The sequence below is a fragment of the Microbacterium sp. Leaf161 genome (assembly GCF_001423645.1).
GTDB classification, from domain to species: domain Bacteria; phylum Actinomycetota; class Actinomycetes; order Actinomycetales; family Microbacteriaceae; genus Microbacterium; species Microbacterium forte.
The window spans coordinates 167,460-191,817 of the sequence record NZ_LMOW01000003.1; the positions used below are offsets into that span (position 1 = coordinate 167,460).

Annotated in this window: 26 protein-coding genes and 1 tRNA gene; 20 read left to right on the plus strand and 7 right to left on the minus strand. The window is 67.7% G+C overall.

What is annotated here, in order from left to right; translation table 11 throughout:
- Positions 1-220 precede the first annotated feature (220 nt).
- Complete coding sequence (locus ASF87_RS16025; protein ID WP_056377314.1) at positions 221-2,770, plus strand: Rne/Rng family ribonuclease; 2,550 nt, start codon at positions 221-223, stop codon at positions 2,768-2,770.
- Here the strand turns inward: ASF87_RS16025 and ASF87_RS16030 are convergent.
- Positions 2,735-3,001 carry a DUF4031 domain-containing protein gene (locus tag ASF87_RS16030; protein ID WP_056377315.1) on the minus strand — a complete coding sequence of 89 codons (267 nt, stop codon included), beginning with the start codon at positions 2,999-3,001 and terminating at the stop codon, positions 2,735-2,737. The genes ASF87_RS16025 and ASF87_RS16030 overlap by 36 nt on opposite strands.
- A 211-nt stretch (positions 3,002-3,212) precedes the next feature.
- Between ASF87_RS16030 and rplU the strand changes: the two genes are divergently transcribed.
- The 11 genes from rplU to ASF87_RS16085 all read left to right on the plus strand — a co-directional run bounded on the left by rplU (position 3,213) and on the right by ASF87_RS16085 (position 10,998).
- Complete coding sequence (gene rplU, locus ASF87_RS16035; RefSeq protein ID WP_072591411.1) at positions 3,213-3,521, plus strand: 50S ribosomal protein L21; 309 nt, start codon at positions 3,213-3,215, stop codon at positions 3,519-3,521.
- Positions 3,522-3,539: 18 nt separating this feature from the next.
- Positions 3,540-3,797 (plus strand): 50S ribosomal protein L27, encoded by a 258-nt coding sequence (gene rpmA / locus ASF87_RS16040; RefSeq protein WP_028501603.1) that lies wholly within the window; start codon positions 3,540-3,542, stop codon positions 3,795-3,797.
- Between the two features lie 140 nt (positions 3,798-3,937).
- Positions 3,938-5,440 (plus strand): GTPase ObgE, encoded by a 1,503-nt coding sequence (gene obgE, locus ASF87_RS16045; protein ID WP_056377318.1) that lies wholly within the window; start codon positions 3,938-3,940, stop codon positions 5,438-5,440.
- Positions 5,437-6,222: a glutamate 5-kinase gene (proB, locus tag ASF87_RS16050; protein ID WP_042537714.1), complete on the plus strand. Its 786-nt coding sequence runs from the start codon at positions 5,437-5,439 to the stop codon at positions 6,220-6,222. The genes obgE and proB overlap by 4 nt, the downstream gene beginning before the upstream one ends.
- Positions 6,223-6,231: 9 nt before the next feature.
- Positions 6,232-7,485 (plus strand): glutamate-5-semialdehyde dehydrogenase, encoded by a 1,254-nt coding sequence (locus ASF87_RS16055; RefSeq protein ID WP_056377319.1) that lies wholly within the window; start codon positions 6,232-6,234, stop codon positions 7,483-7,485.
- Between the two features lie 66 nt (positions 7,486-7,551).
- Complete coding sequence (locus ASF87_RS16060; RefSeq protein ID WP_042537709.1) at positions 7,552-7,776, plus strand: hypothetical protein; 225 nt, start codon at positions 7,552-7,554, stop codon at positions 7,774-7,776.
- Positions 7,777-7,782: 6 nt separating this feature from the next.
- Positions 7,783-8,385 (plus strand): nicotinate-nucleotide adenylyltransferase, encoded by a 603-nt coding sequence (gene nadD / locus ASF87_RS16065; protein ID WP_042537707.1) that lies wholly within the window; start codon positions 7,783-7,785, stop codon positions 8,383-8,385.
- Entirely contained in the window at positions 8,382-9,536 is a 1,155-nt protein-coding gene (locus ASF87_RS16070; RefSeq protein WP_056377321.1) for a hypothetical protein, read from the plus strand. The genes nadD and ASF87_RS16070 overlap by 4 nt, the downstream gene beginning before the upstream one ends.
- On the plus strand, positions 9,536-9,919 hold the full coding sequence (gene rsfS / locus ASF87_RS16075) for a ribosome silencing factor (protein ID WP_042537705.1): 384 nt from the start codon (positions 9,536-9,538) through the stop codon (positions 9,917-9,919). The genes ASF87_RS16070 and rsfS overlap by 1 nt, the downstream gene beginning before the upstream one ends.
- 1 nt (position 9,920) lies before the next feature.
- Positions 9,921-10,610, plus strand: coding sequence for an SDR family oxidoreductase (locus ASF87_RS16080; RefSeq protein ID WP_056377323.1), 690 nt, complete (start codon positions 9,921-9,923; stop codon positions 10,608-10,610).
- Between the two features lie 202 nt (positions 10,611-10,812).
- Positions 10,813-10,998, plus strand: a complete 186-nt coding sequence (locus ASF87_RS16085) for a hypothetical protein (RefSeq protein ID WP_228385526.1) — start codon at positions 10,813-10,815, stop codon at positions 10,996-10,998.
- A 61-nt stretch (positions 10,999-11,059) separates the two neighbouring features.
- Here the strand turns inward: ASF87_RS16085 and ASF87_RS16090 are convergent, their stop codons facing one another.
- The 3 genes from ASF87_RS16090 to ASF87_RS16100 form a co-directional block, all read right to left on the minus strand.
- Positions 11,060-11,242: a hypothetical protein gene (locus ASF87_RS16090; RefSeq protein ID WP_056377692.1), complete on the minus strand. Its 183-nt coding sequence runs from the start codon at positions 11,240-11,242 to the stop codon at positions 11,060-11,062.
- 123 nt (positions 11,243-11,365) lie between these two features.
- On the minus strand, positions 11,366-12,481 hold the full coding sequence (locus ASF87_RS16095; protein WP_153302212.1) for an AI-2E family transporter: 1,116 nt from the start codon (positions 12,479-12,481) through the stop codon (positions 11,366-11,368).
- 221 nt (positions 12,482-12,702) lie between these two features.
- Positions 12,703-12,775 (minus strand) — tRNA-Ala (locus ASF87_RS16100).
- 108 nt (positions 12,776-12,883) lie between these two features.
- On the opposite strand from ASF87_RS16100, the gene ASF87_RS16105 reads away from it, so the two are divergent.
- From ASF87_RS16105 to ASF87_RS16130, 6 genes are all read left to right on the plus strand, one after another.
- On the plus strand, positions 12,884-13,324 hold the full coding sequence (locus ASF87_RS16105) for a GNAT family N-acetyltransferase (RefSeq protein WP_056377326.1): 441 nt from the start codon (positions 12,884-12,886) through the stop codon (positions 13,322-13,324).
- A 42-nt stretch (positions 13,325-13,366) separates the two neighbouring features.
- On the plus strand, positions 13,367-14,431 hold the full coding sequence (locus tag ASF87_RS16110) for an NAD(P)-binding domain-containing protein (RefSeq protein WP_056377328.1): 1,065 nt from the start codon (positions 13,367-13,369) through the stop codon (positions 14,429-14,431).
- Positions 14,432-14,497: 66 nt separating this feature from the next.
- Positions 14,498-15,289: a hypothetical protein gene (locus ASF87_RS16115; protein ID WP_056377330.1), complete on the plus strand. Its 792-nt coding sequence runs from the start codon at positions 14,498-14,500 to the stop codon at positions 15,287-15,289.
- Positions 15,286-15,813, plus strand: coding sequence for a hypothetical protein (locus ASF87_RS16120; RefSeq protein ID WP_056377332.1), 528 nt, complete (start codon positions 15,286-15,288; stop codon positions 15,811-15,813). The genes ASF87_RS16115 and ASF87_RS16120 overlap by 4 nt, the downstream gene beginning before the upstream one ends.
- A 45-nt stretch (positions 15,814-15,858) precedes the next feature.
- Entirely contained in the window at positions 15,859-16,515 is a 657-nt protein-coding gene (locus ASF87_RS16125) for an SDR family oxidoreductase (protein ID WP_056377335.1), read from the plus strand.
- Between the two features lie 4 nt (positions 16,516-16,519).
- Complete coding sequence (locus tag ASF87_RS16130) at positions 16,520-17,707, plus strand: glycoside hydrolase family 3 N-terminal domain-containing protein (protein WP_056377337.1); 1,188 nt, start codon at positions 16,520-16,522, stop codon at positions 17,705-17,707.
- A gap of 4 nt (positions 17,708-17,711) precedes the next feature.
- Here ASF87_RS16130 and ASF87_RS16135 read toward each other — a convergent pair whose 3' ends face one another.
- From ASF87_RS16135 to ASF87_RS16145, 3 genes are read right to left on the minus strand one after another with little or no spacing between them, the layout of a single operon-like run.
- Complete coding sequence (locus tag ASF87_RS16135; protein WP_056377339.1) at positions 17,712-18,587, minus strand: hypothetical protein; 876 nt, start codon at positions 18,585-18,587, stop codon at positions 17,712-17,714.
- A gap of 1 nt (position 18,588) precedes the next feature.
- Complete coding sequence (locus ASF87_RS16140; protein WP_042537681.1) at positions 18,589-19,614, minus strand: App1 family protein; 1,026 nt, start codon at positions 19,612-19,614, stop codon at positions 18,589-18,591.
- A gap of 4 nt (positions 19,615-19,618) precedes the next feature.
- Positions 19,619-20,290, minus strand: coding sequence for a DedA family protein (locus tag ASF87_RS16145; RefSeq protein ID WP_042537680.1), 672 nt, complete (start codon positions 20,288-20,290; stop codon positions 19,619-19,621).
- A gap of 41 nt (positions 20,291-20,331) precedes the next feature.
- Between ASF87_RS16145 and ASF87_RS16150 the strand changes: the two genes are divergently transcribed.
- Positions 20,332-21,657: an anthranilate synthase component I family protein gene (locus ASF87_RS16150; RefSeq protein WP_056377341.1), complete on the plus strand. Its 1,326-nt coding sequence runs from the start codon at positions 20,332-20,334 to the stop codon at positions 21,655-21,657.
- A gap of 33 nt (positions 21,658-21,690) precedes the next feature.
- Entirely contained in the window at positions 21,691-24,267 is a 2,577-nt protein-coding gene (leuS, locus tag ASF87_RS16155; protein ID WP_056377697.1) for a leucine--tRNA ligase, read from the plus strand.
- Positions 24,268-24,358 lie beyond the last annotated feature (91 nt).

The following is a 24,358-nucleotide window of genomic DNA, read 5'->3' on the forward strand; positions in this document are numbered from 1 at the left end:
GTGCCCCGGCGATGCCGCGAACCGGCGCACTTGGTGCGATAATGGCCTGTGATGCATCGCTCGACCCTGTCGCGGCGGGCATCGACGCAGACTTCGGGGCCGTATGCCCCTCGTGATCAGAGCCATGAGCCGGTCGCACACCGAATGAGTTCGCGGCACCTGCGGGTGCCGCATGAGAGTTAGCGGAACACGAAGTGTCCGCGCGAGGAGCAAGCCAGAGATGGCCGATGACAACAATGACTACGACGCCCCTACCCTCGACTTCTCTGCGGATGCTGACGCACCCGCAGAGGTAGTCGCCGACGCTCCGGAGGCCGACGGCACGTCCGACGCTTCGGAGGACGGCGCGGGTTCGACCGCTGAGCCCGCTCCGGCGGAGGAGACTCCTGCGGAGGATGCTCCCGCCGACGACGCACCTCCTGCGGAGGCTTCCGCCGAGGCAGCTCCTGCCGCTGAGGCTCCTACTCCTGCTGCGGATGCTCCTGCTGCGGATGCTCCTGCTGCGGATGCTCCTGCTGCGGATGCTCCTGCTGCGGATGCTCCTGCTGCGGATGCTCCTGCCGCTGACGCTCCTGCCGTCGACGCTCCCGCGGCCGAAGCCTCTTCCGAAGAGAGCGCTGCTGAGCCTGCCCAGGAGAAGCCCGAGGTGCCCCAGCCCCTCACGGCTGTGTCACTGGGGCTGCTGCCCGAGGTCTTCGTCTCTCAGGTATCGACGCAGCTGCACTTCTACGCTCCCGAGGTCCTTCCGCTCCCGGCCCGTCCGGGCCGCGAGCGCGTGTTCGACCGCATCGCCGAGCGGGAGCCGGAGGAGCCGGCCGGCCGCCGTGGCCGTCGCCGTCGCGGTGGTTCCGACGATGTCGAGCAGCGCGAGCCGCGTGAGCAGCGTGACGAACCGCGCCAGCCCCGCCAGCGCGTCGTCGAATACATCACCGAGCCCAAGGCGATCAAGGGTTCCACGCGACTCGAGGCGAAGAAGCAGCGCCGTCGCGACGGACGGGATGCCGGCCGTCGGCGTCCGGTCGTCACCGAGGCCGAGTTCCTCGCGCGTCGTGAGTCGGTCGACCGCAAGATGGTCGTCCGTTCCAAGAACGGCCGGACGCAGATCGGTGTCCTCGAAGACGGCGTGCTCGTCGAGCACTATGTCGCGCGCAACCAGGATGCCTCGCTGATCGGCAATGTCTACCTCGGCCGCGTGCAGAACGTGCTGCCGAGCATGGAGGCCGCGTTCGTCGACATCGGCCGTGGCCGCAACGCCGTGCTCTACTCCGGCGAGGTCGACTGGGATGGCGTCGAGACCGGCAACCAGCCGCGTCGTATCGAGCTCGCGCTCAAAGCGGGCGACCGCGTCCTGGTGCAGGTCACCAAGGATCCGATCGGCCACAAGGGCGCCCGTCTGACCAGCCAGATCTCGCTTCCGGGTCGCTACCTCGTGTATGTGCCGGGCGGATCGATGAACGGCATCAGCCGCAAGCTGCCCGACAACGAGCGCACGCGCCTGAAGCGCATCCTCAAGGAGGTTCTCCCCGAGTCCTCCGGGGTGATCGTCCGTACGGCGGCCGAAGGTGCCACCGAAGACCAGCTCACTCGCGATGTTCAGCGGCTCACCAGCCAGTGGGAGCACATCCGCAAGCAGGTCGAGAGCCAGCAGGCACCGGCGCTGCTGCACGCCGAGCCCGACCTTCTGGTCAAGATCGTCCGCGACGTCTTCAACGAGGACTTCACGAAGATGCTGATCCAGGGCGAGGACGCGCAGCGCACCATCCGCGCCTACCTCGAGAGCGTCGCACCCGATCTGCTCGAGCGCGTCGAGTCGTACGAGGACGAGAGCGATCCCTTCGATGTGTTCCGGATCACGGAGCAGATCGAGAAGGCGCTCGACCGCAAGGTCTGGCTGCCGTCCGGTGGCTCGCTGGTCATCGACCGCACCGAAGCCATGACGGTCGTCGACGTCAACACCGGAAAGTTCGTCGGCTCGGGCGGAAACCTCGAAGAGACGGTCACCAAGAACAACCTCGAGGCGGCGGAGGAGATCGTCCGCCAGCTGCGTCTGCGCGACATCGGCGGCATCATCGTCGTCGACTTCATCGACATGGTGCTCGAATCGAACCGCGACCTCGTGCTGCGCCGCCTGATCGAGTGCCTCAGCCGTGACCGGACGAAGCACCAGGTCGCCGAGGTCACTTCGCTCGGCCTCGTGCAGATGACCCGCAAGAAGCTCGGCCTCGGCCTGCTCGAGACGTTCAGCGAGGCGTGCGACGTGTGCGCCGGTCGCGGCGTCATCGTGCACCACGACCCGGTCGTGAAGCACCGCTCGAGCAGCAATGGCAACGGCAACGGCAACTCGCAGTCCAACCGTCGCCAGCGCGGCGGCAACGGCCAGTCGCAGAACTCGGCGCCCGCCGCGGTGACGACGCACAGCATCCCCGAGGGGGCGAAGTCCGCGCTCGCGCAGATCGCGGCCTCGACGCGCGTTCCGAACGCCGACGAGCCGACGGAGGTCGTCGCTCCCGCCGTGGAGACGACGACGGAAGCCCCCGCTACGCAGGAGCGAGCCAAGAAGCCCCGCAAGAAGCGCGGATCCGACCGCAAGTCGCCCAAGTCCCCGGCTGAGGCGCTGCTCGATTCCGTGCTCGATGCGCTTCCCGAGCCGAAGGCTCCGGGGCAGGGACGCGGTCGTCGCCGTGTCTCCACCGCCGCGCTCACCGGCACGCCGATCTCCGTGAACTCGGAGCCGTCAGCGCCGGTCGCGGGCGGGGACTCGCAGTCCTGAGGCGATCAGTCGCCTGACCAGCTCCTTGCCGCCGACATGCTGTGCGCCGGCGGCGAGGAGCTGGGGGATGAGCTCTTCGGGGACGTCGTAGTGGTCGACGTCGAAGGCGCGTGCGGGAACGTCGTGCGACCTCGCGAAGGCGTGCAGCTCCTGCAGGCTGTCGTCGCTGACGAGATGGGCCCACAGGCGCCCGTGTGCGGGCCAGATGGGGTCATCGACGAGAACGGTCATTCGTTCAGCCTATGACCGGACACACCAGGCGGCGCGTTTTGCCACAGTGTCCTGCATCCGGTAAAGTAGTCCCTTGGTGCGTATGCCGCGTCGTCCTGGACGGTCGAAGCGGAGAGTCTTGCGTTCGTGCCCGTCGCCCAGCGTCGCATGCAAGCAACAGTCTTCCCGTGAGATATCGGAGCCGCGAGCTCCCCAACGAAACAGGTATGAAGTGGTTTACGCAGTAGTGCGCGCCGGTGGGCGGCAGGAGAAGGTCGAGGTCGGCACGATCGTTCAGCTCGACCGTGTCAAGGCTGCCCAGGGCGAGAAGATCGAGCTGGCCGCAGTGCTGCTCGTCGACGGCGCCTCGGTGACCACCGACGCCGACTCGCTGGCGAAGGTCAAGGTCACGGCAGAGGTCATCGGCAACCTCCGCGGCCCGAAGATCATCATCCAGAAGTACAAGAACAAGACCGGCTACAAGAAGCGCCAGGGCCACCGTCAGGAGCTCACGCGCGTCAAGATCACCGGCATCAAGTAAGACCGAGGAGACCAGGACATGGCACATAAAAAGGGCGCAAGCTCCACCCGCAACGGTCGTGACTCCAACGCTCAGCGACTTGGCGTCAAGCGCTTCGGTGGACAGCAGGTTCTCGCCGGCGAGATCATCGTCCGCCAGCGCGGCACGCACTTCCACCCCGGCGTGAACGTCGGCCGCGGTGGCGACGACACCCTGTTCGCTCTGGCCGCCGGTGCGGTGCAGTTCGGCGCGAAGGGCGGCCGCAAGGTCGTCAACATCGTCGCCGCTGCTGAGTGATCACAGCACGACAGTAGTCATGCGATTCGGGGCGGGCTTCGGCCCGTCCCGAATTTGCGTTTTCGGCGGGACATGTGTTCCCGGCCGAATCGCCGGCCGAACTCTCGGTTCCGGCCGAGTTCTTTATTGAGGAGAGAGACATGGTCAGTTTCGTCGACACCGTGACGCTTCACCTGCGTGCGGGCAAGGGCGGCAACGGCTGTGTCTCGGTGCACCGCGAGAAGTTCAAGCCGCTCGGCGGCCCCGACGGAGGCAACGGCGGCGACGGCGGCGACATCGTTCTCATCGCCGACACGCAGACGGGCACGCTTCTCTCGTACCACCACTCGCCCCACCGCAGCTCCGGCAACGGCGGACCCGGCATGGGCGACCACCGTGCAGGGTTCATGGGTGAGGACCTCGAGCTTCCCGTTCCCGTCGGCACCGTGGTCAGGAACGCGGCCGGCGAGGTTCTGATCGACATGATCGAGCCCGGCGAGCGATTCGTCGTCGCGAAGGGCGGCCATGGCGGACTCGGCAACGCCGCACTGGCGACGCCGAAGCGCAAGGCGCCCGGATTCGCGCTTCTGGGCACCCCGGGAGACGAGGGCGATGTCGTCCTCGAGCTCAAGACCGTCGCAGACGTGGCTCTCGTCGGCTATCCCTCTGCAGGCAAGTCCAGCCTGATCGGTGCGATCTCGGCGGCCCGCCCCAAGATCGCCGACTACCCGTTCACCACGCTCCACCCGAACCTCGGTGTCGTGCAGGCGGGGGAGTCGCGCTACACCGTCGCCGATGTCCCCGGACTCATCGAGGGAGCGAGCGAGGGGCGTGGTCTCGGACTGGAGTTCCTCCGCCACGTCGAACGCTGCACCGCACTGCTGCATGTGCTCGACTGCGCGACGCTGGAGCCCGGTCGTGACCCGATCTCCGACCTCGACGTCATCCTCGGCGAACTGGCCGCGTACGAGGTCCCCGAGGGACAGACTCCGCTGCTCGAGCGCCCCCAGCTCATCGCGCTGAACAAGATCGACGTGCCGGAGGCCCGCGACCTCGCCGATCTCGTGCGTCCGGATCTCGAGGCTCGCGGATTCCGCGTCTTCGACATCTCCACCGTCTCGCACGAGGGCCTGCGCCAGTTGACCTATGCGCTCGGCGACATCGTCGACGCACACCGCGCAGAGCTCGCCGCGACCGAGGTCCCGCGTGAGCGCGTCGTGCTTCGCCCGCGCGGCCCCAAGAAGGGCTTCGAGATCCGGGTCGAGGGTGGCAGCTACGGCAACATCTATCGCATCCTGGGCGAGAAGCCCGTCCGCTGGGTTCAGCAGACCGACTTCCAGAACGAGGAGGCCGTGGGTTATCTCGCGGATCGCCTCGAGAAGCTGGGCGTCGAAGACGAGCTCTTCCGCCTCGGTGCAGTGCAGGGATCCACGGTCGTCATCGGCGAAGGCGAGAGCATCGTCTTCGACTGGGAGCCCACCATGACGTCTGCGGCCGAACTCATGACGGCGCCCCGCGGAACCGATCCGCGCCTGGCGCCCAACGCCCGTCGCACCACCTCCGAGCGTCGTGAGAACTACTACGAGCGCATGGATGCCAAGGCCGAGGCTCGCGCCGAGGTCGAGGCTCAGCGGCTCGCGGCCTACCGCGAGGACGGGGAGTGACCGCTCGCACGAGGGCGGATCTCGCCACAGCCTCGAGGATCGTCGTCAAAGTCGGGTCCTCATCGATCAGCGGTGAGTCGTCATGGCGGATCCCCGTTCTGGTCGAGGCGCTGGCCGCAGCGCACGCGCGCGGAGCAGAGGTGATCCTCGTCTCCTCCGGAGCGATCGCCACAGGCATTCCGTTCCTGCGTCTCGACGCCCGCCCGACCGACCTGGCCACGCAGCAGGCCGCGGCCGCGGTCGGACAGAACATCCTGGTCTACCGCTATCAGGAGTCTCTGCGTCGCTTCGACATCGTCGCGGGGCAGGTGCTGCTCACGACGGGCGACCTCGAGAACCCGACCTCGCGCAGCAATGCTCGGCGGGCCATGGAGCGTCTTCTCGGTCTACGCATCCTGCCGATCGTGAACGAGAACGACACGGTCGCGACGCAGGAGATCCGCTTCGGCGACAACGACCGACTCGGAGCGCTCGTCGCGCAGCTGATCGAGGCCGACGCTCTGGTCCTGCTGAGCGACATCGAGTCGCTCTACACCAAGCCGCCGTCCGACCCGACAGCCGAGCCCATCGACGTCGTCGCCCCCGATGCCGATCTGTCGGGACTCGAGTTCGGATCGACAGTCGTCAACAGCGTCGGCACCGGAGGAGCCGCGACCAAGGTCTCGGCCGCTCGACTGGCTGCCGCGTCCGGGATCGGCGTGCTCGTGACGAGTGCCGACCTGGTCGACAAGGCCCTCTCCGGGGCCGACATAGGGACCTGGTTCGAACCCGCGCTCTCTTAGACTGGGCGGATGACCGACCAGACCCCCCAGACGCGCCTGGAGCTCGCCAAAGAGGCGTCCCGCGCCACGGCCAGGCTGACCAGCGATGACAAGGCCCGGGCTCTCGAGGCCATCGCGGTGGCTCTCGAGCAGAATGCTGCCGCGATCATCGCGGCCAACGGTCGAGACATCGAGCGAGGTCGGTCCGACGGCATCGGAGAATCGCTGATCGACCGGCTGCGCCTCGACGAGAAGCGCGTCGCCGTTCTCGCCGCGGCAGTCCGCCAGGTCGCGGCCCTGCCCGACCCCGTCGGTCGCGTCGTCGGAGGGCATCGGATGCCCAACGGCGTGGCACTGGAGCAGGTGCGGGTGCCCTTCGGAGTGGTCGGCGCGATCTACGAGGCGCGTCCGAACGTCACCGTCGACATCGCCGCGCTCGCGCTGCGCTCGGGCAACTCCGTGGTCCTGCGCGGTGGCAGCGCCGCACGAGAGTCGAACACCGTGCTCGTCGAGATCATGCGCGACGCGCTGCAGGCTGCGGGCGTCACGCCGGAAGCGGTGCAGACGGTCGACGACTTCGGTCGCGACGGCGCCACGGCATTGATGCACGGACGCGGGTTCATCGACGTGCTCGTGCCCCGGGGCAGCGCGGGGCTGATCGAGACCGTCGTGACCGAGGCCACCGTCCCCGTGATCGAGACAGGCGCAGGCAACGTGCACATCGTGCTCGACGAGAGCGCTCCTGACGACTGGGCGCAGGACATCGTGGTGAACGCGAAAGTGCAGCGTCCCAGTGTGTGCAACGCCGTCGAGACGGTGCTCGTGCTCCGTCAAGCCGCACCGCGGCTCGTGCCGCTCGTCGCGAGCGCACTGCAGAGCGAGGGAGTCGCGATCCACGGCGACGACATGGTGGCGGGGCTCGTCTCGAACGTGATCCCGGCGACGGAAGACGACTGGGCGACGGAGTACCTCAGTCTCGACATCGCGATCAAGGTCGTCGACACCCTCGACGATGCGCTCGACCACATCCGTCGCTACAGCACCGGGCACACGGAGTCGATCATCACCACCGATTCGCGCAACGCGGAGCGATTCCTGGCCGAGGTCGACTCGGCGGTCGTGATGGTGAACACGTCCACTCGGTTCACTGACGGGGGCGAGTTCGGGTTCGGCGCCGAGGTCGGCATCTCGACGCAGAAGCTGCACGCGCGAGGACCCATGGGGCTTTCCGAGCTGACCAGCACGAAATGGCTGGCGCGTGGGGCAGGGCAGACGCGCGGCTGAGGGCTAGACTAGGGGGCGCTGTGGCTCTTCGTGAGTCATGCCCGCCAGCCACGAAACGGAGTCAGGATGAACCTCGTCGCACAGATCGCGATGGTCGCTGCCGAAACCGAGCACCACGGCAATGTGCAGCTCGAGACGCTGATCTTCGGCGTGATCGCCATCATCGTCTTCGCCTTCCTCGGCCTGGTCACGCTGTCGTACAAGAACGTCGCCAACCGCCACTCCGCCAAGGCCGACGCCTGGGCGGCGAAGCACGGCAAGGACGGCCACGAGGCAGGGCACGGCCACTAGGCCCGTATGAACGACACGACCTCGCGTCCTGCGCGCATCGGTGTGATGGGCGGCACCTTCGACCCCATCCACCATGGCCACCTGGTCGCCGCGAGCGAGGTCGCCCACTCCTTCGATCTCGACGAGGTCGTCTTCGTCCCCACCGGACACCCATGGCAGAAGTCCGATGTCACCCCCAGCGAGCACCGTTACCTGATGACGGTGATCGCCACTGCATCCAACCCGCAGTTCACGGTGAGCAGGGTGGACATCGACCGTGAGGGGCCGACCTATACGATCGACACCCTTCGCGACCTGAAGGAGAAGCGCCCCGACGCAGAGCTCTTCTTCATCACCGGTGCCGACGCCGTGGCGCAAATTCTCAGTTGGAGGGACCATGATGAACTGTGGGAGTTGGCCCACTTCGTCGCGGTCTCGCGTCCAGGACACGTTCTGAGCACTGACGGCCTCCCCAGCGACAACGTCAGCCAACTGGAGGTGCCGGCGCTGTCCATTTCGTCGACGGCCTGCCGCGTGCGGGTCCGCGACGACGAGCCGGTCTGGTACCTCGTCCCCGACGGAGTCGTTCAATACATCGCGAAGCATCATCTGTATCGGAGCAAGGCATGAGTACATCGGATCAGCAGAGTCACGGTCCGCTGACGCGAAAGCAGCTGCGTGAGATCCGGCTGACGGGTTCCACGCCGGTCATTTCGGTGGAGGAGGCTGCAGCCGCGGCTGCCGTCGCGGCTCCACCCGTGCCGCCGAAGCCAGAGGCGCCCGAGTCGACCAAGGTCGAGCCCACCCCGCCGGCCGGGTCAGGCGCGAGCGACATCGAGGGGGATACCTCCCACGGGACTGTGGGGCTGACACGTCGACAGGTTCGCGAGCGCGAGCGCGCCACGACGGGATCGGTTCCTGTCGATGAGTCCGATGCTCCTGAGGGATCGGCCCCCGAGAATGCGGCCGAAGAGACGCAGCCCGTCGAGCCCGCATCCGAGCCGAAGAGCGAGATTCCTGCGTCCTCTGCGTCCTCTGCATCCGATGATGATGACGATGACGAAGACGACACTGCTGTCGAGGGCCTCCCCGCTCCCGTCAGTGCTTCGACGTCCGTCGAGGCCACGGATGACGACGCTCAGACCGCTCCCGAAGCGGGCGACACCTCTGCGGTCGTGGCCGAACTCGGCATCGACGCAGATCCGGTCGATGCGAACGACGACGTCCTGGCCGATGTGGCCGAGTCCGATGACGTCGACATCGCCGAAGGGGAACGCCCCACGGTGAACTCCGCCTTCGGGCAGGAGCTGCTCACCGACGGCGCGGAGACCCGCAAGCCCTTCTCACCGTCGTTCGACGAGCTTCTGACCGTCGGCGACTCGACCGGATCGCAGCATCTGGCTCCGAACACGCTCATCTTCAACCCCTCTCCGGGAGACGGGTCGCTGTCTGGCCCGGTCGCCTCCACGGGGGAGATCCTCGTGACCGGCTCGTACGAACTGCCCAAGGGCCTCGGTTCGCAGGGTCACGCGCACGGCACCACAGACGGCAAGGATGTGGACGCCGTGCTGATCGACGGCGAGCTGCCTCCGGCATCGTCGCCCACGCCGATCGCCGCCAGTGCGGCCGTCAGCACCATCAAGCCCGCCGGTGAGGTCATCCGCCCACCCGCCCCCGAAAAGGGCAACAAACTCATGCTCATCCTCGCGATCGTGGCGGGTGGTCTTGCGCTCGCGCTGGGCGTTTCCCTGATCGTCGCCTTCAACTCGAATGTGTTCTAATGCAGTCACCTGAAACCGCCGAAGAGATGCTCCAGCTCGCGGCCGACGCCGCCGTCTCGAAGGGCGGTGAAGATCTCGTCGCCCTCAACGTGTCGGAGCCTCTTCCGCTCGTCGACATCTTCCTGCTCGTCACCGGAAACAGTGAGCGGAACGTCGCCGCCATCGCCGATGAGATCGAGGACAAGCTCATCGAAGCCGGCCACAAGCGGGTCCGCCGTGAGGGTCGTGCGGAGGCCCGCTGGGTGCTCCTCGACTTCGGCGACCTGATCGTGCACGTCTTCCACCAGGAGGAGCGGGTCTACTACGGCCTCGAGCGCCTGTGGAAGGACTGCCCTGTGGTGCCGTTCGAGCTCGCAGACTCCGCTGCAGCAGACCGCGACTGACGTGAGCGTCCACCTGATCACCGGTGCCGGTTCCGGCATCGGCTCCGTCGTCGCGCGCCGACTGCTCGATCGGGGCGATCAGGTCGTCGTGCTGGCCCGTGATGCGGGGCGCGCCAAGGAGATCACCGCGGCGCTTCCGGGTGCATCGGCGATCGTCGGTGACCTGGCACAGCCCGGAAGACTGTCATGGGCGCTGTCGAAGCAGGCGCTTCCCGAACGAGTCGACTCGCTGATCCATGCAGCGGGCGTCGTCGACCTCGGGCCGGTGGCCGACCTGGCGGCGAACCTGTGGGAGCGTCAGCTCGCCGTGAACCTCGTGGGGCCCGCAGAGCTGACACGCCTGCTGCTGCCGCTGCTGCGCGTCTCCGGTGCTCGGGTGGTGTTCGTCAACTCCGGCGCGGGGCTTCACGCGCACGCAGGCTGGTCGGCGTACGCCGCGTCGAAGCACGGGCTCAAGGCTCTCGCCGACTCCCTGCGGGCCGAGGAGGCCGAGCACGGGGTGCGGGTCACCTCGATCTATCCCGGTCGCACAGCGACGCCCATGCAGGAGCGCGTGCACCAGCAGGAGGGGCGCGACTACGATCCGGACCGCTTCATCACGGCTGACTCGGTCGCGACGACGATCCTCACCGCACTCGACCTCCCGGACGACGCCGCTCTCACCGACCTGACGATTCGTCCTCGCGGCTGATCCCCTTCCCTGCAGTCTCTCTCGCAGCTGTCAAGCCCCTGTGGGCCTGGGGCGGCACCGTGGATGATGTGCAGTGGGGGAGAAAGTCGTGGAGGGAAATCACATGTCCGGAGATCCAGATCCTAGATACGTGCTGCATCGTGTCACGCCATCGGAATGGGTGATAAACGACCGACGGTACGAGTCGCACGATCCGCGGCACGTGGTGGCGAGTGTGTACGAATACGCCGACACCGAGGTCGAGGTCGTGTGGCTTCGTGATCTGCCTCTGGCAGTGCGATACGCCACCGCCACCGAAGTCCTCGAAGAGGTCACTCGGGTGCAGGATTCGAGTCGGGCGACGAGGCCCATCGCGATCCCGCATCTGCCACCCCTTCTCTCGAACTGAACAGACTGCGCGGCAGGACCCGGGGAGGGACCTGCCGCGCACTTCTGCGCCAAGGTGGGACTCAGGAGTCCTCGCCCAGCGGCTTCTCTGCGGCCAGGCGGTCAGCGGCAGCACCGTCGACCTGGTCGGCATCGGCGTCCGTGTCGAGCACGGGCTCCCCATCGACTTCGCGGTGGGGGACACCGTCGATCTCTCCGTCATCGTCCGGCCGCGGGACGAGCGGGGGTATCGGATTGTTCGTCATCATCGACTCCTCTCGTGGGATGTGAGGGCCACGGTAGGGCGGCTCATCGTCTGAGAGGGAGCGGGTTGACGGATGCAGTCCCGGGGGAGTACCGGGCGCCGCTGCCGACCTTCACAGGCGCACTCAGACCGTCTCGGGGCGCTTCTTGCGGAACGGCTTCGCGGGCGTGTGCGGTCCGTCCCATACGGTGATGATGCCCCAGGCGACGGCGGCGATGGGCACCGAGAGGACCGCTCCCACGATCCCACCCAGGATCGTCCCGGTGGTCAGAGCGAGCAGGATCACGAGGGCGTGCAGCTTGAGTGAGCGAGCCATCACGACCGGTTGCAGGAAGTTGCCCTCGAGCTGGTTCACGAGCACCACGATGCCGACCACGATGAGGGCAGCCACCGGTCCGTGTGTGACGAGTGCCACGAGTGCCGCGAGGATCCCTGCCGCGGTCGCGCCGACGAGCGGGATGAACGCTGTGAGGAACACGATCACGGCGAGGGGCAGGGCGAGCGGGATCTGGAGGATCGCCAGGCCGATGCCGATGCCGAGGGCGTCGGCCGCCGCGACGATCGAGGTCCCGCGGATGTAGCCCCCGAACACATCGACCGTCTTGTCGCCGATGCGGCGGGCGCGGTCGTAGCTGGCTCCGGTGAAGGGCCGCAGCAGGAACTCCCAGATGCGCGGTCCGTCCTTGAGGAAGAAGAACAGCACGACGATCATCAGCGCGAGGCCGGTGAAGAAGCTCGCGGTGGCTGAGACGCCGGCCAGCGCTCCGCGTCCGAACGATGCGCTCGTCAGGAAGTCTCCGACACCGGCCCACACCTCATCGAGGTCGAACGACGCGAGGTTGAACGGCAGGGTGTCGAGCCAGGCCGTCACCTGGGTGATGCCGTCGGTGGCCGAGTCGATGAGGTCGTCCCACTGCGAGCGGACCGTCAGGACGATCACCCAGACGATCCCGCCGAGAATCGCGAGGATCCCGATCAGTGCGATCCACGTCGCCAGGATCGACGGCACCCCGCGACGGCGCATGAGAGCGACGAGCGGGTGGATGGCCGAGGCGAGGATCAGCGCGATCGTCACCGGGATGAACACCAGCGAGAGCTGCGTGATCACCAGGACGCCGACGGCGACCAGGGCGAGCACCGACAGCGTCTGCAGGCTTCGGGTGGCGGCGAGTCCGACACCGCGTGACCAGAGGCCGGGTTCTGCGATCGGCCGCGGGCCGTCTGATGGCGGGGACGACATGATCTCCTGTCGTCGGAACAGTCCCAGCACGTGCGTCCTCCACCTCGTCGAAGACCGTCTCACTGACGAGGACGGCCTGGCCTTTCTATCCGGAGCGGCAGGCGATGGCAAGTCCCTGGCGCTCCGCCTCGTGATGACACGCGTTCGCCGAGCCTCCACCGACGCTGAGCAGGGGCAGACAAAAAGAAGGCCCCGCGATCTCTCGCGGGGCCTTCTGTATGTGGACCTGGGGGGACTCGAACCCCCGACCCCCTGCATGCCATGCAGGTGCGCTACCAGCTGCGCCACAGGCCCAGAACTGCTTCCTCAGTGCTCGAAGCAACTTGAACAGAGTACTACACGGATCGCGCGCAACACCAATCGACGAGGGCCTCCCGGGCGCGTCGCGTTAGGCTCGACGGCATGACGACGATCAACGCGATCACACAGGCGGACTTCGACGAATGGTCGGGTCTGTGGCGCGGATATCTGACGTTCTACGGCACCCAGCTCTCGGACGAGATCACGGCTGACACGTTCCGGCGGCTCGTCGAGGATCGGGAGCTGCACGGCGCCGTCGCCCGCGACGACGCCGGACGCGCTATCGGCATCGTGCACTGGCTCACCCACCCGGCGACGTGGAGCAGATCTGCCTACTGTTACCTCGAGGATCTCTATGTCGATACGGCATCGCGAGGCTCCGGAACGGGGCGGCTGCTGATCGCGCACGTGCGGGGCTGGGCCGCGGAGCACGGATGCGAGAAGGTCTACTGGCTGACTCAGGAGACCAACATGACGGCTCGCGCGCTCTACGACAGCGTGGCGACGCACACGGGGTACACCCACTACCAGATCGCACTCTGAGGCCTGCGGAACAACGGCGCGATCGCGGGTGTTGTCACCACCGTGAGCATCCTGGACAGCGTCGTGATCGGCGCCGGTCAGGCCGGTCTGTCGGCCTCCTTCCATTTGACCCGTCTGGGCATCTCCCATGTCGTGCTCGACTCGGATTCCGAGCCAGGGGGCGCGTGGCGGCACCGGTGGGATGCGTTGACGATGCGCGACGTGCACGGAGTGGCCGAGCTGCCGGGGGAGTCACCTCCTTCGCGCGATGGACAGCGCGCCAACGTCGCCGTCCCGGCTTATTTCGCCGCCTACGAGCATGCTCACGGTCTGCCGGTGATCCGGCCTGTCCGCGTCGACCGGGTGATCGACGACGACGGGTTCCTGGTGGTCCACGCCGGGGACCGGCAGTGGCGCACCCGCACCCTCGTCAACGCCACCGGCACCTGGACGCATCCGTTCCTGCCGCACTACCCGGGCATGGAGACGTTCCTCGGCGAGCAGCTGCACACGGTCGACTATCCGGGACCGGAGCACTTCGTGGGCAAGCGGGTCCTGGTCGTGGGCGGCGGTGCGTCGGCCGTCCAGTTCCTCGGAGCCCTCGCACCCCTCACCGACACGCTCTGGGTCACGCGTCGCGAGCCGGTGTGGCGCGACGATGACTTCACTCCCGAGGCCGGGGCAGCGGCGGTCGCTCTCGTCGAACAGCGAGTCGCACAGGGGCTGCCTCCGCAGAGCGTCGTGAGCGTGACCGGACTCATGCTGCGACCGCAGGAGCACGAGGCCGAGCGTCTCGGGGCGTACGCCGCACGCCGTCCGATGTTCGCTCGTATCGAACCGGACGGCGTCCGCTGGGCCGACGGCTCGTTCGAGCGCGTCGACGTGATCCTGTGGGCGACAGGATTCCGACCCGCCATCGCGCACCTCGCCCCGCTGCATCTGCGCAGTGCGGCCGGCGGCATCCAACTCGACCGTGGAGGCCGCGGCACGACGGCGGTGCAGGATCCGCGGGTCCAACTCGTCGGCTATGGCCCGTCGGCGAGCACGATCGGTGCGAACCGGGCGGGGCGCTCGGCGGCGAAGGGCGTGCAACGCGCGCTGGCGAGGGAATCCCTGCGCACCTCGTAGAACGGCCGGGACGGGGCCGTCTCCCGGGCGCGTGATCGAGCGATACCCCGTCGCTACGCTGAGGGCATGATCCGCATCGTGCTCCTGGTCGTCTGGCTGCTGCTGTCGGCCTGGCTCGTCATCTGGACCGGAGAGGGTCTCTTCGGTGTGAACCAGCGGGAGTCGATCCTTCCGTTCTCGGGAGAGGACACCCTCGGAGGGCCGATCTTCATCGGGGTCGCGTGGGGACTGCTCCTCACCTTCGGAGGCACGATGTCGGGCTTCGGTCGCCGCCGGAAGGTGAGGGGCGAGTCGCAGATCGGCGTGGGCCGCCTCGTCGAGATCTCGAGAACCGGTCTGACCGTGAACGATGTGCCCCAGTACGACCTGTTCATCCGAGTCACTCCAGGAGTGGGCGAGGACTTCGTCGGGCAGCTGCGGATGCTCGTCGATCACAGCGAGATCGGGGCCCTGCAGGTGGGGCAGCCGGTCCCGGTCCGATACAGCCTCAGCGATCAGGACACGGTCGAGCTCGCCGACATCACCGACCCCGCGGTGCGGGACGCGATGCTGCAGTGGCGGATCGAACGGGGTCTGATCGACCCTCATCTGGTGAGAGCGCGAACGAGTGGCACGCAGGTGCCGGCATCCGTGCTCGAGGTGCGCCCCACCGGACGCCGCCTCGAGGGGCAGAGCGAGCTGGCGCTCAAGGTGCTCATGGCTCCGGAGGGCGCCGCGACCTGGGAGGCCGACACGACGGTGTTCGCCTTTCCCGAGGCGATCTCGCGATTCCAGGTCGGCGCGCCGATCTGGGCCTTCTATCGACGCGAGGATCCGCACACCGTGGCCGTGACGGTCGAGAAGGAGGCCGGACGATGAACGTTCTCGACACTCTGATCTGGCTGATCAACTTCCCGGCCTCGCACGGATACACGATGGTGTTCATCGCCGGGTTCTCGATCCTCGGACTGTTCGCGGTGTCCGCACCCGGCGCAGCGCCCGGCGTCGCGCTCCGACGCCTCCGCGAGCGTGAGGGGCTGCTGCACGGTGAGAACGCGGCGCGGGGGAGGGCAGGCGGCACGGCCCTGCGGATCATGTTCCGGATCCTCGCGTTCGTGATGGTCGCGAACCTCGTGATCCCCATCCTGAGCCTCACCGGCGTCCCCATCACGCGTGCGTACATCCATGAGCACGGTCAGCCGACGACCGGAACCATCGATGGCGACTGGGTCACCTTCACGACCTCTTCGGGCATCGAGTACACGATCGAGAGCAACTTCTTCACTCCTGCGGTCTATCCTGATCGCGACGCGTACCTGCCCTCCGGCGAGCCGGTCGTCGTCCGGTATCTTCCCGGGCACCCTCAGGCGTTCGTCATCGACAGCTCGCAGGGGCCGCGCTGAGCGCATGCCCGAGCCGACGTCGGCGCAGGCGCGTAGGGTGAAGACATGTCGCGAATCATCGTCTTCGGCGGCCACGGCCGCATCGCACTTCTCCTCGCCCCGATCCTCGTCGCCCGCGGCGACGAGGTGACCTCGGTCATCCGCAATCCCGACCATGTCTCAGAGGTCGAAGCGACGGGGGCGCACGCGCTCGTCGCGGACGTCGAGACCTTCGACACCGATGCGCTCGCGGAGATCATCCGCGGACACGACGCCGTGGTCTGGTCGGCGGGGGCCGGTGGCGGCTCTCCTGAGCGCACCTACGCCGTCGACCGCGACGCCGCGATCCGAACCATGGATGCCGCCGAGGCTGCAGGTGTGAAGCGCTATGTCATGGTCTCCTGGCTCGGCTCGAAGGCCGACCACGGAGTGCCCGAGAGCGACGGCTTCTTCGCCTACGCCGATGCGAAGTGGGCGGCAGACGAGCACCTGCGATCGACAGACCTCGACGGCACGATCCTCGGCCCTGGCACGCTCACGTTCGACGAGCCCACGGGTCGCATCGTCCTCGATCCCGAGGGCAAGGGGGAGGTCGCCCGCGCCGATGTGGCAGCCGTGATCGCCGAGGTCGTCGGCAACCCGTCGACCTTCGGCCGCACCATCAGATTCGGAAACGGCACGGACGACACGGCGGTTCCCATCGTCGACGCCCTCAGCGCCTGAGGCCATGCGGCGGCGTCGCTTCGGGGCGGTCGGAGCGGCGGTGATCGCCGGCCTGGCTCTGGCATCCGCACCCGCGTCCGCATCGACTCACGACACAGTACGTGTCGGCGACGTCCGGTCGGATGTCTCCGCTTCGGGAACGAATGACCACGCAGCGGCCCTCGTCTCGGAGATGACGACGGCCGAACAGGCGGCGAGCATCGTGATGGGGCACATTCCTACGACGGATGCCGCAGCCCTCCACGCGTACATGCAGCAGGGCATCGGCGGATTCGTCCTGATGGGCGCGAACATCCCCGCGACGGATGACGAGCTGCGAACTCTCACGGCCGCTCTCACCGTCGATCCTGCACTGCCGCCGCTCGTCGCGGTCGATCAGGAGGGCGGGATCGTGTCGCGCCTCGGCAGCGACGTGTTCCCGGCCTCGACCGGTCTCAAGTCGCAGCCGGTCGCGGACGCAGCGGCGGCCTTCTCCGCACGGGCTGCGCTGGTGGCGAAGGCCGGGATCACCGTGAACTTCGGCACGGTCGCAGACATCACAGCCGATTTGACATCGTTCATCTACGATCGGGCACTCGGAACCGATCCTCAGACTGCCGCGGAGCGGGTCGTGGCCGCCACGGAGGCGCAGGAGCAGGTCGTCGCCTCCACGCTGAAGCACTTCCCCGGTCACGGTGCGGCGCCGGGCGACTCCCATCAGGCGATCCCGACGACCGGTGAGACCCTCGACGAATGGCGTGCGACCGATGCGGTGCCGTTCGTCGCCGGTGTGGACGCCGGCGCCTCACTGCTCATGTTCGGTCACCTTGCCTACACGTCGGTGGATCCGGCCCCTGCGTCCCTCTCGGCGCGCTGGCACGAGATCGCCCGGGAGGAACTGGGCTTCGACGGAGTGATCGTGACAGACGACCTCGGGATGCTGCAGTCCTCGGGGATTCCGGAGTACTCCGACCCGGTGCGCAACGCGGTGTCGGCGGTCGTCGCCGGAACCGATCTCGTGCTCATGATCGCGGGCTCCACGCCCGACACCGCCGGCCAGATCGTGCAGGGGCTCACTGCGGCGGTCGATGCAGGCTCGCTCCCCGCCGATCGCCTCGCCGAGGCGGCGACACGGGTGATGTCGCTGCGCCTGCAGTCCATGTCGGCGACGACGGACTGGGCGCTGTGCCCGGAGTGCGAGCCGGCGGGCTGACTCGTCAGCTCGCGACTGCGGCGGGCTCAGCCGAGCCGAGCCACGCGTGCAGGAGTTCGCCGCGAAGTCGCGTGCCTCGCTCGGCGAAGACGCGCTGCTGACGCACGTAGTCCGCTTTGCCCTCGGCGGTCTCGATCGGCACGGGCACGATGCCCCACGGTGCCAGATCATAAGGAGCGGCCTGCATGTCGAGAAGGCGGATGTCCCTCGCGAGCTCGAACGCATCGAGCAGCAGATCGCCCGGCACCAGAGGGCCGAGCTTGACCGCCCATTTGTACAGGTCCATGCCGGCGTGCAGACAACCCGGCTGCTCGAACAGAGGCTGGTCGTCGCGGGTCAGCTCTGTGCGGTTGCGCGGCACCGCTTCGGGCGTGAAGAACCGAAAGGCATCGAAATGCGTGCACCTGAGGTCGTGACTCTCGACGACGAGATCGGTGCCTGCCTGTCCGAGACGCAAGGGCACCGGATGCCTGTGTTCGTCGGCACGGTAGACCATCGCCCACTCGTGCAGCCCGAAGCATCCGAACTGACCGGGGCGCGAGGCGGTGCGGCGCAGCATCCGCTCTACCAGACCGGCGAGGTCTGCCTTCTCGCGCGCGAACACGGCGGCATCCGGGATCGCACCGTCTTCGGTCCGGCCGGGGGAGTACCAGCGCCACGTCAGCCGCTCGGGGGCGTGTTCCAGCTCGATCCCGGCGCCCGGGTGCCACCGACGCAGCTGCGCAGGCTTGTAGCTGTAGTAGGTGAAGAGGAAGTCCCACACCGGGTGCTTCTCGCCTCGGGCAGCCCGCTCCCTGTGCTCTGCCGTGAGCGCGTCGGCTCTCGCCTGGTGCGCTCGCTCACGCTCCAGCCAGTCGGTCCGCGGAAGCGACGTGATCATGTCAGCGGAGGATGCCGGCTTTGCCGAGCAGGTCACGGAGTCCCGCGCCGTCTTCGGCGCTGACCCAGGGGGCGACGCCTTCGGCATGCTGCTCGTGACCGGCGCGTCCACCCGCGAGAACCGCCTCGGCCGGCAGCAGCCGCCGGATGGCGACGCCGGCGATCGAATCGGGGTGCTCGTCCATGAACTCCGAATAGATGGACTCGTCGTGCTGGCCGTCGTCGCCGATCAGCAGCCACTTCACGTGCGGGAACTCGGTGGCCAGGCGACGCAGGTTGGTGAGCTTGTGCTCTCGGCCGCTGCGGAACCAACGGTCGTGCGTGGGACCCCAGTCGGTCAGGAGCATGGAGCCTGCAGGAAAGAGGTGGCGCCCGAGGAAGCGCCGGAGGGTGGGGGCGACATTCCAGGCACCGGTCGACAGGTAGACCATCGGGGCGCCTGGGTACTCGCGCAGCACCTGATCGAGAAGCACGGCCATACCCGGGACGGGGATGCGCGCGTGCTCGTCGACGACGAAGGAGTTCCAGGCGGCGATGAACGGACGGGGGAGAGCCGTCACCATCACGGTGTCGTCGACGTCGGAGACCACGCCGAAGTGCGTCGACTCGGCGACGATGAACGCGGTCGTCTCGACCGGATCCTGTCCCTCGACGGAGAACGTGAACGTCTGCCACCCGGGCTCGAGGTCGGCGTGCACGACCGAGTCGATCACCCCGCCTCGGTCAGCGACGACGTAGTGCGTCGAGTCGCCGATCTGCACGGCGACCTTCGCGAAGCTCACCGGGATTCCGACGAAGCTCCGCCAGCCGCGGACGCTCGCCGGCTCGCCGTCTTTCGTGCTCCGCGCGGGCGGGACGATGAGCACGCGTCCGACGACTCGTACCCACCCGGGCCCGCCGTAACCGGGGAAGGGGAGGATGGTCGCGGTACGACCGCGACGGCGCGCTCGTCCCTCGCGCCACACGTGGAGGCGGTGTTCGAGGCGTGCGAACCAGTGGATCCGGGGCGCCGGAGGTGACGAAGCCATTGCTTCAGTCTTTCACGTCGGTCGAGTCCTTCGTGTCGGAGATGTCGAGGTGACGCGACTCGAGGCGCGAGATCACCTTCTTGCCGACGAATACAGCGATGAGGAAGAGCGCGATGATGCCGACGAAGATGTACCCCGCGTAGTGCACCCGGTCGGCGAGCTCATCGAAGCTGCCGGCGGCGAGCGATGTGATGCTCACGTAGGCCGTCGCCCAGAGCAGGCAGGCGGGCGCCGTCCACGCGAGGAACCGGCGGTACGAATAGTGACTCATGCCCACTGTCAGGGGCACGAGAGAATGCAGCACGGGCAGGAAGCGCGAGAGGAAGATCGCGATGCCCCCGCGGCGCGCGAGGTATCGCTCGGCACGCACCCAGTTCTCCTCGCCGACCCGACGACCGACCCAGGAGGCGCGGATGTGGGGGCCGATCCATCGCCCCAGCCAGAAACCGATGCTCTCGCCGATCAACGCGCCGAGCACGACGGAGACGACCATCGCCACGGCCTGAGGGAGGCTGGTGATGCCGATGGATGCGACGAGCACGACCGTGTCGCCGGGGAAGACGAGACCGATCAGAACGCTGGTCTCGAGCATCACGGCGAGCCCCGCGACGAGCGTGCGGGCGACCGGGTCGATGGACCGCATGAAGTCGATCAGCCACGGCACGAACTCGTCCACTCCTTGAGAATACGGGACTCGCCGCGGCCTAGGCTGAGAACGTGCCCGAACCTCTGAGCGCCCGCGTCCTCGGCGACCGGGTGGCGCCCGAAGCGCTCTTCCTCGCGCTCGAGCGTGAGTGCGCAGACGTGTTCTGGCTCGACGCCGGGGCCGATGCGTCCGAAGGATGGAGCTTCATCGGAACCGGCCTTGCGTCGTCATTCCCCGGGGACGTCCGACTGGATGTAGGCACTGCTGCTTCCGACGCGGGCCCGCTGCTGCGGGGAGGGTGGGTCGGGTGGTGCGATTACGAGAGCGGCGCCCGAGCAGCGGGAGCCCCTGTTTCGGAGGCGGCCGACGTGCCGGGCGGGGCCTGGCTGCGTATCTCCCGGCTGGCCGCCTTCGACCACGCGACCGGTGACGTCTGGGTGGCCGCGGCCGAGACGGATCTCGAAGAGTGGGGCGTCTTCGTGACGCACGCCGCGGCGATGACGGCACTCGATGGCGAACCGGCCCTGCATGGTGGCGCGTCGAGGCGCGTCGAGGCGCGGCACACTCCGACCGAGTACGCCGCACTCATCGAGCGCTGCCGCGAGCTGATCCGCGCGGGAATCGCCTACCAGTTGTGCCTGACCACGCGCTTCACCGTCCCCGGGGTGCACGACGGCGTCGCGGTGTATCGACGACTCCGCGCGGCCACCCCGGCGCATCACGGCGGTTTCATCCGCATCGGCGGTCGCTCGCTGCTCAGTGCCAGCCCTGAGCAGTTCCTCCATGCGGAAGACGGAGTCATCCGCACGCGTCCGATCAAGGGGACGCGACCCCGCGGCGTTGACGACGCGCACGACGCCGCACTCGCGTCCGAGCTCGCCGTCGATGCGAAGGAGCGCGCCGAGAACGTCATGATCGTCGACCTGATGCGCAACGACCTGTCGAGGGTCTGCGAACCGGGGTCGATCCGTGTCGACGCGCTGTGGGCGGTCGAGACCTATCCGGCGGTGCATCAGCTCGTCAGCACTGTCAGCGGCACCGCGGCCGCAGGCACGACGGCGAGTGCCCTCCTCGAGGCATCCTTTCCTGCCGGCAGCATGACAGGCGCGCCGAAGCTCTCGGCGATGACGCGTCTGCACGACCTGGAGGGCGCGCCGCGGGGTGTGTATGCCGGATGCTTCGGGTATATCGGCGATGACGGGGCACTCGATCTCGCGATGGTCATCCGCAGCATCGTCCTCGACGGTGCAGAGGCGGTCGTCGGTGCGGGCGGCGGGATCACGTGGCGATCGGTTGCCGCATCCGAGGTCGCAGAGGTCGCGACGAAGGCGCGCGCACCCCTCTCGGCGCTGGGAGCGGAAATGCCTGCGGCCTGGGCTTCCGATATCCTGAACTGACCCCCTTTTCCCTTCAGATTGGTCGTGCGTTCGTTGTCTGAGAACCTGTCCACCTCTCCCGTCGACGAGGAGACCTCCTCGGCGCACGCTATCCAGGCCAAGTGGCAGAAGTACTGGGCGGAGAACGAGACGTTCCTCACCGGCGGCGACGACGACAAGCGGCCCCGCCGCTACGTGCTGGCGATGTTCCCGTACCCCTCGGGTGACCTGCACATGGGCCACGCCGAGAACTACCTCTACTCCGACATCGTGGCCCGGTTCTGGCGCCACCGCGGGCACAACGTGCTCAACCCGATCGGCTGGGACTCCTTCGGTCTGCCGGCCGAGAACGCGGCGATCCGCCAGGGAGCCGACCCGCGCGAGTGGACGTACCAGAACATCGCCCAGCAGAAGCAGGCGTTCCAGAACTACGGCGTCTCGTTCGACTGGTCGCGCGTGCTGCACACCTCTGACCCCGAGTACTACCGCTGGAACCAGTGGCTGTTCCTGAAGCTGCACGAGCGTGGCTTGGCCTATCGCAAGAAGAGCGCCGTCAACTGGTGCCCGAACGACCAGACGGTGCTCGCGAACGAGCAGGTCGTCGACGGACGCTGCGATCGCTGCGGCGCCGAGGTCGTGAAGAAGAAGCTGACGCAGTGGTACTTCAAGATCACGGACTACGCCGACCGACTGCTCGACGACCTGAACCAACTCGAGGGCTTCTGGCCGCACAAGGTGCTGCAGATGCAGCGCAACTGGATCGGCCGCTCGATCGGCGCCGACGTCGATTTCCGCATCGAGGGACGTGAGGAGCCGGTCACGGTGTTCTCGACGCGGCCTGACACGCTGCACGGCGCGACCTTCTTCGTGGTGGCACCTGACTCCGACCTGGCGTCCGAGCTGGCGGCGGATGCTCCTGTCGAGGTGCGCGAGCGCTTCCAGAAGTATCTGGCCGATGTGCAGAAGACCACCGATGTCGACCGTCAGGCGACGGATCGCCCGAAGACCGGCGTCTTCCTCGAGCGGTACGCGATCAACCCTGTCAGCGGCGAGAAGCTGCCGGTCTGGGCGGCCGACTACGTGCTGGCCGACTACGGGCACGGAGCAGTGATGGCCGTGCCTGCGCACGACCAGCGCGATCTCGACTTCGCGCGTGCCTTCGACCTGCCGGTCAAGGTCGTCGTCGACACGACGGCTCCCATCACCGGCGCGATGCCGGTCATCGAGGTCGACGAGGAGGGCGTGCCCATCGACACCGGCGCGGCACTCGACGAGCAGAACCCCGCGTCCACGGGCATCGCGCTGACCGGCGAGGGACGGATGATCAACTCCGGCCCCCTCAACGGTCTGTCGAAGCGCAACGCGATCGCCCGCGCGATCGAGCAGCTCGAGGCGTCCGGCACCGGTCGGGCGGCGAAGAACTACCGACTGCGCGACTGGCTGATCTCTCGCCAGCGCTTCTGGGGCACGCCGATCCCGATGCTGCACGCCGAGGACGGCCGGATCATCCCCGTGCCTGAAGACCAGCTGCCGGTGAAGCTGCCCAGCGTCGAAGGACTCGACCTGAAGCCCAAGGGATCCTCGCCTCTCGGCGCGGCCGAGAGCTGGGTGCGCACGGTGGATTCCGCGAGCGGCGACCCGGTGCTGCGCGACCCCGACACGATGGACACGTTCGTCGACAGCTCGTGGTACTTCCTGCGCTTCCTCTCGCCGAACAGCGACACCGTGGCATTCGATCCGGCTCAGGCGGCTCGCTGGTCGCCGGTTGACTCGTACATCGGCGGCGTCGAGCACGCCATTCTGCACCTGCTCTACGCGCGCTTCATCACCAAGGTGCTGTTCGACATGGGGCTGATCGACTTCACCGAGCCCTTCTCGAACCTGATCAACCAGGGCATGGTCCTGCTCGACGGCGCGAAGATGTCGAAGAGCAAGGGCAACCTGGTGCTCTTCGAAGAGGAGCTCGACGCCTACGGTGCCGATGCACTGCGTGTCGGCCTCGCCTTCGCCGGCCCGGTCGAAGACGACAAGGACTGGGCAGACGTCTCGACCACGGGCGCCCAGAAATTCCTGGCGCGTGCGCTGCGGATCGCCCGTGAGGTGTCGTCCCCGGTCGACGTGGTGTTCGCCGGAGGCGACTCGGCGCTGCGCCGTGCGACGCACAAGCTCCTCGCCGATGCTCCGGCCCTCGTCGAGCAGACGAAGTTCAACGTTCTCGTCGCCCGTCTGATGGAGCTGGTGAATATCACCCGCAAGACCATCGACGGTGCTGCCGGTGCGGCTGATCCGGCTGTCCGCGAAGCCGCCGAGACGGTCGCGGTGATGCTCGACCTGATCGCCCCGCACACCGCGGAGGAGATCTGGGAGATCCTCGGCCACGAGCCCTCCGTCGGTCTCGTCACGTGGCGGTCCGCCGACCCGGCTCTCCTCGTCGAAGACACGGTGACCGCTGTCGTGCAGGTGGGCGGCAAGGTCCGCGCCCAGCTCGAGGTGCCGGCGCGCATCGGCGAGGCCGAGCTCGAAGCACTGGCTCGCGCCGATGAGCGGGTCATCCGTTCGATCGGCGACCGCGAGATCATCAAGGTCGTCGTGCGCGCTCCGAAGATCGTCAGCATAGTCGTCAAGGGCTGATCCCGCGGTTCATCACCGCCGACTCATCCGCTCTGCACATCCGGCCGCCTGCGGGGGTTCTCCCCGATGGGCGGCCGGACGTCTTTCCTCC